This window comes from Flavobacterium sp., from assembly GCF_043779715.1.
Classification (GTDB): Bacteria; Bacteroidota; Bacteroidia; order Flavobacteriales; family Flavobacteriaceae; genus Flavobacterium.
Genome location: NZ_JAYWDT010000028.1, coordinates 1 through 10,850 on the forward strand (window position 1 = coordinate 1; position 10,850 = coordinate 10,850).

The 10,850-nt window shown below is 31.2% G+C and carries 12 protein-coding genes; 6 read left to right on the forward strand and 6 right to left on the reverse strand.

The genetic code is table 11. From position 1 onward, the window contains the following. Positions 1-2,041 (forward strand): response regulator (locus ACH2BG_RS01025; protein ID WP_395045878.1); only part of this gene is annotated, 2,041 nt, incomplete at its 5' end. A gap of 8 nt (positions 2,042-2,049) precedes the next feature. On the opposite strand, the gene ACH2BG_RS01030 is transcribed toward ACH2BG_RS01025, so the two are convergent. From ACH2BG_RS01030 to ACH2BG_RS01040, 3 genes are all read right to left on the reverse strand, one after another. Further along, positions 2,050-3,384 (reverse strand): DEAD/DEAH box helicase, encoded by a 1,335-nt coding sequence (locus tag ACH2BG_RS01030; RefSeq protein ID WP_395045879.1) that lies wholly within the window; start codon positions 3,382-3,384, stop codon positions 2,050-2,052. A 161-nt stretch (positions 3,385-3,545) separates the two neighbouring features. Beyond that, positions 3,546-5,090, reverse strand: coding sequence for a DEAD/DEAH box helicase (locus tag ACH2BG_RS01035; protein ID WP_395045880.1), 1,545 nt, complete (start codon positions 5,088-5,090; stop codon positions 3,546-3,548). A 73-nt stretch (positions 5,091-5,163) separates the two neighbouring features. Beyond that, positions 5,164-5,679 (reverse strand): DUF6155 family protein, encoded by a 516-nt coding sequence (locus ACH2BG_RS01040; protein WP_395045881.1) that lies wholly within the window; start codon positions 5,677-5,679, stop codon positions 5,164-5,166. A 104-nt stretch (positions 5,680-5,783) separates the two neighbouring features. Between ACH2BG_RS01040 and ACH2BG_RS01045 the strand changes: the two genes are divergently transcribed. From ACH2BG_RS01045 to ACH2BG_RS01060, 4 genes are all read left to right on the forward strand, one after another. Next, positions 5,784-6,062, forward strand: coding sequence for a DUF3817 domain-containing protein (locus tag ACH2BG_RS01045; protein WP_395045882.1), 279 nt, complete (start codon positions 5,784-5,786; stop codon positions 6,060-6,062). Next, positions 6,055-7,317, forward strand: a complete 1,263-nt coding sequence (locus ACH2BG_RS01050; RefSeq protein WP_395045883.1) for a mechanosensitive ion channel family protein — start codon at positions 6,055-6,057, stop codon at positions 7,315-7,317. Before ACH2BG_RS01045 ends, ACH2BG_RS01050 begins: the two co-directional genes overlap by 8 nt. Positions 7,318-7,410: 93 nt before the next feature. Beyond that, entirely contained in the window at positions 7,411-7,809 is a 399-nt protein-coding gene (locus ACH2BG_RS01055) for a YybH family protein (protein WP_395045884.1), read from the forward strand. A gap of 315 nt (positions 7,810-8,124) precedes the next feature. Further along, positions 8,125-9,060, forward strand: a complete 936-nt coding sequence (locus ACH2BG_RS01060) for a hypothetical protein (RefSeq protein ID WP_395045885.1) — start codon at positions 8,125-8,127, stop codon at positions 9,058-9,060. A 57-nt stretch (positions 9,061-9,117) separates the two neighbouring features. Here the strand turns inward: ACH2BG_RS01060 and ACH2BG_RS01065 are convergent, their stop codons facing one another. Then, entirely contained in the window at positions 9,118-9,504 is a 387-nt protein-coding gene (locus ACH2BG_RS01065; protein WP_091477571.1) for an acyl-CoA thioesterase, read from the reverse strand. Further along, positions 9,501-9,917, reverse strand: a complete 417-nt coding sequence (locus ACH2BG_RS01070) for an NUDIX domain-containing protein (RefSeq protein WP_395045886.1) — start codon at positions 9,915-9,917, stop codon at positions 9,501-9,503. Before ACH2BG_RS01070 ends, ACH2BG_RS01065 begins: the two co-directional genes overlap by 4 nt. A 90-nt stretch (positions 9,918-10,007) precedes the next feature. Here ACH2BG_RS01070 and ACH2BG_RS01075 point away from each other — a divergent pair, with 90 nt between their 5' ends. Continuing rightward, positions 10,008-10,406, forward strand: a complete 399-nt coding sequence (locus tag ACH2BG_RS01075; RefSeq protein WP_395045887.1) for a glyoxalase — start codon at positions 10,008-10,010, stop codon at positions 10,404-10,406. A 3-nt stretch (positions 10,407-10,409) separates the two neighbouring features. On the opposite strand, the gene hisIE is transcribed toward ACH2BG_RS01075, so the two are convergent. After that, the coding region (gene hisIE, locus ACH2BG_RS01080; protein ID WP_395045888.1) for a bifunctional phosphoribosyl-AMP cyclohydrolase/phosphoribosyl-ATP diphosphatase HisIE at positions 10,410-10,850 on the reverse strand (441 nt) is incomplete at its 5' end.

The window sequence follows — 10,850 nt, forward strand, 5'->3', positions numbered from 1 at the left end:
TCAGGAATTGCAAGCTCGTAACCAACAAATAGAAGAATTATATTCTTATTCTGAAGCGATTATGTCAACCATTCACGAACCCATGCTTATTCTTGATAACGACATGAAGATTCGTTCTGCTAATAAATCTTTTTGCAAAACCTTTCATGTGTCTGAACAAGAAAGCATGGGAACATCACTTTATAAATTAAATAAAAATGAATGGAGTTTTCCTGGATTACGAGAACTTCTTGAAGAGATCGTGACCAATAATGTATGTTTTCATGATTTTGAGATTGATCATACTTTTTCAAATATCGGACATAAAATATTATTGTTAAATGCGCATAAAGTAAGTCAACCAAGCAAAAACGAAGAGCTAATTGTACTTACAATAATTGATGTTACAGCAACTAGAAAACTAGCTTTGGCAGCTCAAGAAAACGAGATTAAAATCAGTGAAATTCAATTAGAAGCCGAAAAAAAAGCCATGAAAATCATCGAAGATAGCAATAAACGCTATAATATGATGCTTATGCAATCGCCATTTGCCTTTGCTATTTTGAAAGGAAAAGACATGAAAATTACACTTGCCAACGATAGTGTTAAAAAACTTTGGGGTAAAGGAAATGATATAGAAGGAAAATCATTGTTTGATGTTTTGCCAGAAATTGTAACTACCTCATTTCCGGGTTTATTAAATGACGTATTTACCACAGGAAAACCATTTAATGGATATGAACATCTTGTGTCGCTTTTACGAAAAGGGAAAATGGAAGATGTATATTTCAATTTTGTTTATCAGCCTTATTTGGAAGCTGACAAAACCATTTCGGGCGTTACAATAATTTCTTATGAAGTTACTAAGCAGGTGCATTTGAAAGACCAATTAATAGAAGCTATTGCCAATGCAGAGCATAAAACAAAAATTGCTGAAGACGCACTAAAAGCCAAACAACAATTTTTGTCTAACATGAGTCACGAGATTCGAACGCCAATGAATGCCATCGTTGGTTTTACAAATGTTTTACTCAGAACAGAACTAAGTACTAAACAAAAAGAATGTATTAATGCCGTTAAAACATCAGGAAATGCTTTGATTGTTATCATCAATGATATTCTTGATCTGGCAAAAGTAAATGCTGGGAAAATGTGTTTTGAAGAAAAACCATTTAATTTATCTGAAACAATTACTGAAATCTTTCACTTATTTGAAATTAAATGCCAGAAAAAAAAGTTAGAATTAGTAAAAGAAATTGATAGCAAAATTCCAAAAATAGTTTTGGGAGATGCTATTCGTTTGCGACAAATTATTTTAAATCTAATTAGCAATGCCATTAAATTTACAGAAGTTGGCAAAATTACTTTAAGTGTTAAAATCCTAAAAGAAGATGCTGAAAAAACAACTATCGAATTTTCGCTAACCGATACTGGAATTGGCATTCCAAAAAATAAACTTAAGACTATTTTCGACAATTTCGAACAAGCTTTCGACGAAACTTCGCGATTGTATGGAGGAACAGGTTTGGGTCTTGCTATTGTAAAACAACTTGTGGAACAACAAGATGGAAAGCTAATTGTAAAAAGCAAATTAGGCAAAGGATCTACTTTTGGGTTTGTAATGGCTTTCAAAAAAACAAATCAAGTAATGCCAATTGAAACAATTATTGTAGAATTAGATAAAAACAATACAATCACAAAGGCAAAAGTATTGGTCGCAGAAGATATGTCGCTCAATCAACTTTTGATAAAAATTCTACTCGAAGATTTTGGTTTTGAATGTGATATTGCCGAAAACGGAAAAATTGCTATCCAAAAACTTCAAAATAATAGTTATGATATTGTGCTAATGGACATTCAAATGCCCGAAATGAATGGCTTTGAAGCTACCGAATTTATTAGAAATGAAATGAAATCTAAAATTCCAATTATCGCTTTAACTGCCGATGTAACAACTGTTGATATCAAAAAATCTTTAGATGTTGGAATGAATGATTACATTTCTAAACCAATTGACGAAAAGTTGCTTCTCAAAAAAATTAACAATCAATTGATCCAATAAAGTAGTAATTATTTCATCTTTTGTCTTTTTACAACTGGTGTTGTATCAGGTTTGTTTTGCAAGAAATAATTAGCCATTAGTTTTTCAATCAATTCATCTTTAGTTAGATGATGAAAAACGGTTTTTATTTTATCTTTCAAATCACTTGATAATTCATGATTTGGTTTGGTTTTGAAGATTTGTTTTGCCCACAAATACGCATTGTTTTCTTCGATACTTTCTGCGTTGGGTTTTTGAAACTTTTTGAACTTAATTCCCAAAGCTTTTTCAAAATCGGCAATTTCTGCAATTTCTTCCTGTTGCAAAATGGTTAATGAAAATCCTTCGGCACCAGCTCTTGCTGTACGTCCGCTACGGTGCACATACGTTTCATGAACGTCTGGCAAATGGTAATTTACTACATAAGAAATTTCCTTTACATCGATTCCACGAGCTGCTAAATCAGTAGCAACTAATATGTTAATATGACCTGCACGAAACTGATCCATGATTCTATCACGGATTGGTTGTGTCAAACTTCCGTGAATTGCTCCAGATGAGAAACGATTTATAGCTAAATTCTTTGCCAATTTGTTGACTGCAGCCTTTGTTTTACAGAAAATAATTCCTCTTTGGCCTTCTTTTGAAGTTAAAAAATGCATTAAAACCTCTAATTTTTCAATTGGATCTACTACAATATACTCGTGATTGATGCTAGAATTTCCCACAATTTCCATACTAGCACTCACTTGTGTCACATTTTTTGACATATAGTTTTGTACCAATTGCTTTACTGTCCCTGGCATAGTTGCCGAAAACAACCAAGTTTTTCTGTTTTTAGGTAAATCGATGGCAATTTCATCTAATCCTTCTTTGAGTGCAGTTGCCATTTCGTCAGCTTCATCAAGGATTAAATACTTAATTTCTTTAATGTTTATTGCACCTCTTTTTATTAAATCTATCAGTCTTCCTGGAGTTGCAACAACAATATGTGTTGTTTGTTGCAAACGTTCTATTTGAGGTTTTATTGGTATTCCTCCACAAACAGAAGCTATAGAAACTTCGGGCAAATATTTAGCAAAACTTTCTAAGTTTGTAAATATTTGGTTTCCTAATTCTCTAGTTGGAACTAATATTATGGCTTGTATTTTAGCATTATTTACATTAACTAATTGCAATAAAGGCAATCCGAAAGCAGCTGTTTTACCTGTTCCTGTTTTAGCCAATCCAATAAAATCATCTTGACTGGAAAGTAAAACTGGTATCGATTTTTCCTGAATTTCTGTTGGAACAGAAATTTTAAGATCGATTAAGGCTTTTAAAATTGGTTCTGATATTCCTAAATTGGAGAATTGTTTTGACATGATAATGTTGTTTTATAAAAAAATAATTCTTTCGAAGCTGAAACTCCTAGCCCAGATAGTAGTGGAAATCCTTTTTCACGTCAGTTCGAGTTCCTTGCTTTTTTTGCAAGGAGTATCGAGAACAAGAGAAAAAGATTGCAACGAATAGCTGGAAATAGCTTCTAATCTTCTTGTGCAAATAATTTTTCTCTGTATTTTTTTCCTACTAAAAGTAATAATTTTACCTTATAATCATCGACCAACCATTCGCGATAGTTTTTGCTACATTGACTCAGGCATTTGGTATAACGCTTCATACGACATTCGATATCGTCGTGCAATTCTTTCGATAAATTCTTAGCATCTATAAGCTCTTCGGTATTATCTACACACATAGCGGCGTGTTGTTCGAGAGATTTTTCGAGTACTACTTTCGAACGTAAATTTAGCGAAATAGCCAATTTATGCTCTGCATCAATATCAAAAGTTACAATATCCGTTTTACTGAATTTTGCACGCAATTCAGGTGGCATTTGGTACTTGAAATACAGTTCGATTTCTGCATCTTCACGCAAATTATCTAGATAATATTCAGGCGATTTAAAAATATGTTGCCAATCTACTGGTTCGCTCCACAATCCGAAACGTGCAGCGTTGTTACCTAAATCGATAATTGTAAATTCGTTTTTACTCGGTAATTTTCTTGAGCCACGACCAATCATTTGATAATATAAAGTAAGTGATTTTGTAGCACGATTTATAATAATGGTTTCGACAGTTGGCTCATCGAAACCTGTGGTAAGAATTCCTACTGAGGTTAAAATAGCATCTGGCGTCTGTTTGAACCAAGTTAAAATATCTTTTCTATCTTCGGCAGAAGTCGTATTATCTAAGTGTTTTATAGGATAATTTGCTTCTTTAAAAGTTTCGTAAACGTATAAAGAAGTATTTATTCCGTTATTGAAAATTAAGGTTTTCTTTCCTTTAGATTTTTCTTCGTACGAATGCAATAATTTATTTTGCATGTCGAGTTGCGAGTACAATTCGTCTGAAGATTTGATAGTATAATCACCATTTATTCCTACTTTCAAACTAGATAATCCTACGTCATAACTGTAAGTATTGGCTTTTGCCAAAAATCCATTTTCTATTAGTTTATTTATGGGATCTCCCACGATGAGTTCCTTGTAGTTTTCATACATTGGTAACTTCACATTCGAGCTTAAAGGTGTTGCTGTAACTCCTAAAATAAAGGCATTTTTGAACGAACCTAACAGTTTTCTGAACGAATTATAATGTGCTTCATCGATAATTACTAAACCAATATTATCTATAAGAAGTTTTTCGTCGTTTAGTCTATTTTTTAAAGTTTCAACCATAGCCACGAAGCACGAATACTCGTTTTGGTCTGGTAATTCCTTAATTTTAGAGTTGATTATTTTGTTTTTCACATCAAAACCTTTCAGCATTTTTGACGTTTGCTTGCAAAGCTCAATTCTGTGAGTAAGAACGACTACTTTTTTGTCATAAAGTTCTAAATAACGACGAACTATTTCTGAAAAAATCACCGTCTTCCCTCCTCCTGTTGGCAGTTGATACAACAAGTGGTAGTTGTTTCCCACATTGTTCATTTTGCTAAAAATGGCATCAATGTCACGAGATTGGTAATCGTATAATACTTTTTTTTCTTCTACTTCTACTTCAAGTTCTAGGTCGTTGTATAACATACTTTTTAGGCGATTTTGGCAAAAGTACGCCATAAAAAGGGTTATTTGATCATTTTAATCAAAAAATGAAAAATTAATATTCGAATCTTTCTACAATAGCATTAAATTCGTAATGATTTCCCCAGTTTTGAGCTAATGTTTCGTTTTTAATTGCCACTACTCTACTTTCAAAATGATGTAAAATTCCTTTTTCAATTAAGAAACTAATCGCTTGATTGAAAGAGGTTAACATACTTTTGTAAAACAATTCAGATTTTATTTCTTTTTCAGATGATAGTGTTTGGGCGACTTCGATGTTGTATAACATTAAATCGGCAATGATAAAAGAGTCGACACCAAGTAAAATAAAATGCTTGATGAATTTTTGTGCTATCGAACGTCGCATTTTGGCTTTTTTCCCTCGAATTGGAAAATATTCATTCGAAATTTTGAGTTTTGCATCCTTTACTAAATTGTTTTCATTGGGTTTAAATACAAAATCATAATATGTTTTTACAGGAATAAACTTATCATATAATTCGATTATTTGATCTTGAAGTTGCTCTTTGTTTAGCTCCGAAAGGTATTTTTTTAAATCTCGTTTGCTCATTATTCGAATTTATAATTACAAATGTAAATTACTTTGGGCTTGGATACTTATATTATCGATGATAATTCCTAATTTTGCAGTCAAATTAATCTATAAAACTTAAAATGCTTAAATTTTTCAAATATCTTGCTATTACCGAAGGAATTTCCGCTTTGTTATTGTTCTTTTTTGCCATGCCAATGAAATATATTTTTAATGATCCTATTTATGTAAAACATATAGGAATGGTGCACGGAATTTTATTTACGGCATATATTATTATTGCAACGATATTAAAATTTAAACAAAATTGGAATATAAAAAAATATATTGAAATTTGTTTGGCTTCGATTCCTCCTTTTGGCACATTTTATATCGAAAAAAAATACCTGAAAGATGCTTAAATTCACTGAGAAATTATTTGGTTGGTGTGATAAACTTTTAATAAAATTTGGTTTCAATGAAACCATTGCGTCCTATTTAGGTTTAATTATCAATTTGGTTATTCTTTTTGCTATTTCGTACGTTTTATACATTATTTTCAGGTTTATTTTGGTTACAATAATGGCAATTGTAGCAAACAAAACTAAGACAAAGTTTGATGATTTATTGGTTTCAAACCAAACAGCAAAATATATTTCGCATCTTATTCCTCTAATTTATATTTATAAATCGGTTCCAATTATTTTAGAAAACTTTAATTCTTGGGAATCCGTTTTTGGAAAACTAGTCGGGATTTATATCATTTTATTAGTTTTATGGATAATTAGAACTGTTTTTAATGCGCTTCGAGATCATCTAAAAACGATTCCTGCCTATAGCGACAAACCTATAGATAGCTACATTCAGGTTATCATGATTATCCTTTGGATGATAGGTTTTGTAGCTATTTTATCTAAACTATTTGAAATAGAAATTAGAGATCTTCTAACGACTTTTGGTGCTATTTCGGCCATTATATTATTAATATTTAGAGATACAATTTTAGGTTTTGTTGCCAGTATTCAAGTTTCGGTAAACGATATGGTTCGTATTGGCGATTGGATTACGATGGATAAATTTGGTGCCGATGGTGATGTTATAGAAATAAATTTAGCTACTGTAAAAGTTCGAAATTTTGATAATACAACCACTACAATTCCTACTTATAGCTTAATTTCCGATAGTTTTAGAAACTGGCGTGGTATGCTAAATGCCGACGGAAGAAGAATAAAACGTCATATTCTGATAAAATCCAGTAGTATTCGTTTTATTAAAGAAGATGAGTTGGAAGATTTTAAACAAATACAACTCATAAAAACTTATATCGAAAAAAAGCAAGCCGATATAAACAAATACAATTCGCAATATAATGTTGACAAAACATTATCGGTAAACGGTAGAAATTTGACAAATTTTGGACTTTTTAGAAAATATTTGACGAATTATTTAGAAAATTATCCAAGTTTAAATAAGGATATGATATTGCTTTGCAGACATTTACAACCAACTTCTCAAGGAATTCCGTTAGAGATTTATGCTTTTACGAGTGACAAACGTTTTGAAAATTATGAATATATCATGAGCGATATTTTTGATCATATATTGGCATCAGTAGTTTATTTTGATTTAGAAATTTTCGAAATGCCTTCTGGAAAGAATAGTTTTACGGAAGCTTAAAATATTTGACCACGAGTTACACAAATTAGCATGTTGGCGGTCATGCTACCTCAAAACTTAACGGACAATTATTATACAATAAAAAACAAAACAATGACAGAGAAATTCGACAGGACAATTCCAGCAGAGGCAGTAAAATATTTTCGCAGTTGTATTGTAAATGGAGATTTACAAGGAGCATTAAATTGTTTCGACAAAGATGCGACATACATTGAGAGAGACGGACAAGAAATTACAGGTTTAGCCAATATTGAAAAGTCAATGGAACATCTTTGTACTTGGAAACCTCAAATAATAGGAAGTAACCATAGAGTGACGGTTGTAGGAGACCTTGCTATTTGGGTTGACAAATGGTCATTAAAAGCAATAATGCCCGACGGAAATCCTGTTGAAATGAAGGGTGCAACAAGTTGTATGATGAAGAAAAACGACAAAGGAATTTGGCTATGGTTAGTGGACAATCCATTTGCAGGAGAAGTTTTTGAAAACTAACCACGTGCATTTATTCAAACAAAATTGAATAACAGCAGACAAAAGCACGAACCGCCAACAAGGGTTTTGCGATAGTGGGGCTTCGGTGGTTTACCTAACATTCGGGTTTCTAATGAACATTTGTGCTAAACCGAACATTTATACTTCTAAATCCCCACCATCGGAAAGCCCCGAAACGTCAGACTGGAAAATCCTTCGTCTTCCCCCCAATGGGCGTAATCATTAGCAGACATTCACGAAAAACGAAAAAAATATTCGAAGAAAATAATTATGAAGAAAATTTTAAAAACATGTTTCAAAATACTCTTAGTTTTAATGCTCATAATTTCAATCTCAATTCCATTTTATTATAATTATTGGAGAAATAGCAAAACTTTAAACACGTTTAAGATATTTAGCGAACCAAACAAAATTGCTTACAGTGAAATAATTTGGAAAAACGATAGTGTAGCAAACATGTTAGTCGAAAAAGCATTTTTCTTCGTTCCTGTCAAAATTGAAGGAATTAAAGAACAGTTATATATGCAATTTGATACTGGAATTCCAGCAACATTTTTTCACGGGGTAACTTTAAATAAATTGCTTGAAAACAATAAATCTATAAAAACTGAATATTCAAAAGATAGTATGCAATTTTTAAAAAATCCAATATTAAATATTGGAAAAATGAAATTCAAAGCTGAAAAAATAGAAATGTTAAATCGAGGTTCTGAAAAAATTGATAGTTCATTTATTGTTATCGGAAATATTGGATTAGATGCAATTGTGGGAAGAACATTAATTTTAGATTTCAAAAAAAATAAAATTGCAATAACCGAAAAAAGTATAAATCATTTAGGGAAATCATTTGAATTTATTGAAAATGCAAGTGTAGATAAATATCCATTATTGATTCCAGCAAAAATTGGAAAAGAAAAAACAAGATTGTTTTTTGATACAGGTTCAAGTATGTTTTCTTTATTAACAAGTGAAAAGCAGTTATCAAAACTAAAAAGTAAAAAGAAATTAGAAAAACTTTGTTGTTTAAGTAGTGGCGGAAAAGAATATGAATTTTATAGGAAACAAATAACCGAAAATATTCAAATTGGAAAAAACATAAAAAAGGAAGAATTCGTTTATGGGTTTTTCAAATTCAATTTTGTAGATTATTTGCCTAAATCCCTAATTTACGGAATTACTGGAAATAAAATGTTTGACAACGAAATTATTGTTATTGACAATAAAAACAATATAATGGGAATTGAAAAGTAACTTAGAAACAAGAACAATTTAGCACAGAGCTTTTACAGGATTGCTAGCCTGTTTTAACTATTTTATTCTATTTCTCACAAATTCTATTTCAGTTTTTCCGTGGGCTTTTGGTTTGCCATTATCTCCTAAGCTTACCATAGTTATTGAATCTATTGTGATAATCGTTTCACGAGTCATAATATTTCTGGCTTCGCATTTTAGTGTTAATGACGAATTTCCAAACTTAACCACATCAATACCAATTTCGATAATATCTCCTTGTTTTGCAGAGCTTATAAAGTTAATCTCCGACATGTGTTTGGTCACAATTCTAGGATTTTCGAGTTGCACAATCGAATATAAAGCCAATTCTTCGTCTATCCAAGCTAATAATTGTCCGCCAAAAAGCGTGTGATTTGGGTTTAAATCTTGTGGTTTTACCCATTTTCTAGTATGAAATCTCATATTTTAAATATTTTAAAGGCTTTTTCTATAATTTCTTGATGATCGAAGGCTAAATTTGGTAATTTATTTACAGGAAACCAAGCCACTTCTTTAGCATCATCTGAAGCAATTGCTATTGTATTTTCTGGAACTTCTCCAAAATAAGCCACCGAAATCATGTGTCCTCTAGGATCACGAAATGGTTTGCCAAAAGCTCCAAATTGTTGTAAAGAATCGATTTTTATTTGAGTTTCTTCTTCTAATTCTCGTTTAGCTGCGACTTCTAAATCTTCATTTTCATCTACAAAACCACCAGGTAAAGCCCAACAACTCTGAAATGGTTCATTTTTTCTTTTTATTAAAAGCAATTGATCATCAGTCGCTTTTTTAATAATAACTGCATCTACGGTGACGAATATTTTTGAAGTTCTCATAATTATCTTTTCAACACTAAATTACTAATAACTTTTAGATTTGAGCCATAAATTAGCCTCGATAATTTCTTAATTTTAAAAGAAAAACAAATGGAAAATCGTGATACAACAATTTTTGATTTAAGAGGTGGTGCTTTAGGAATTGTAACGCCACAATCATCGGAAGAAGAAGCTTTTCAGAACATTACTTTGCGACCTATTTTAAAATTGCAAAATGATTTGCTTATTCAAGTGTTTATCAATTATGCTCAGAAACAAAAGGGTGCTTTTTTTACATTAACACCCGAAAAAAAACAAAATTATATTGAAAATGTTATTCAAAAAGATATAAAATTCAGAAACTCATTAAAAGGAATGGTTATCGGATTTTTTACGGTTCATGAATACCAAGATTATATAAAAAACTCATCAAACTTAAACAAAAGAATGATGAATTTGTTAGTGGAAAGACTAAAAAGCCAATTGCAATTATTGGAAGAATTGGCTTAAAAATTACTTGTTTCTCGATTCTAAAACATTAACCACGTCTTGTAATTTGAATCCTTTTGCTTGCAATAAAATGAGATAATGAAAAAGTAAATCGGCACTTTCGCTCACAAATAGAATGTCGTTGTTGTCTTTGGCTTCAATAACAACTTCTATTGCCTCCTCACCTACTTTTTGAGCAATTTTATTAATTCCTTTTTGAAACAAACTAGCAACATAACTAGTAGATGAATTGGCTGTTTCTTTTCTCTCTCTAATAGTTTCTTCAAGTTTCAATAAAAAGCTAAAATTTTGATTTTTAGATTCTTGCCAGCAATTATATGAACCTGTATGACAAGTATTTCCTTCTGGGTTTACTTGAACTAAAAAAGTATCACTATCGCAATCTAATTTAACATCTACAAGGTTCAAAAAATCACCACTCTCCTCTCCTTTTGTCCATAATCT

Coding starts and splice junctions, on each gene's coding strand:
- ACH2BG_RS01035 (WP_395045880.1), bottom strand. CDS start 5,090: ATGTTATACAACGACCTAGAACTTGAAGTAGAAGTAGAAGAAAAAAAA.
- ACH2BG_RS01070 (WP_395045886.1), bottom strand. CDS start 9,917: ATGAGAACTTCAAAAATATTCGTCACCGTAGATGCAGTTATTATTAAA.
- ACH2BG_RS01075 (WP_395045887.1), top strand. CDS start 10,008: ATGGAAAATCGTGATACAACAATTTTTGATTTAAGAGGTGGTGCTTTA.
- ACH2BG_RS01040 (WP_395045881.1), bottom strand. CDS start 5,679: ATGAGCAAACGAGATTTAAAAAAATACCTTTCGGAGCTAAACAAAGAG.
- ACH2BG_RS01030 (WP_395045879.1), bottom strand. CDS start 3,384: ATGTCAAAACAATTCTCCAATTTAGGAATATCAGAACCAATTTTAAAA.
- ACH2BG_RS01060 (WP_395045885.1), top strand. CDS start 8,125: ATGCTCATAATTTCAATCTCAATTCCATTTTATTATAATTATTGGAGA.
- ACH2BG_RS01055 (WP_395045884.1), top strand. CDS start 7,411: ATGACAGAGAAATTCGACAGGACAATTCCAGCAGAGGCAGTAAAATAT.
- ACH2BG_RS01045 (WP_395045882.1), top strand. CDS start 5,784: ATGCTTAAATTTTTCAAATATCTTGCTATTACCGAAGGAATTTCCGCT.
- ACH2BG_RS01050 (WP_395045883.1), top strand. CDS start 6,055: ATGCTTAAATTCACTGAGAAATTATTTGGTTGGTGTGATAAACTTTTA.
- ACH2BG_RS01065 (WP_091477571.1), bottom strand. CDS start 9,504: ATGAGATTTCATACTAGAAAATGGGTAAAACCACAAGATTTAAACCCA.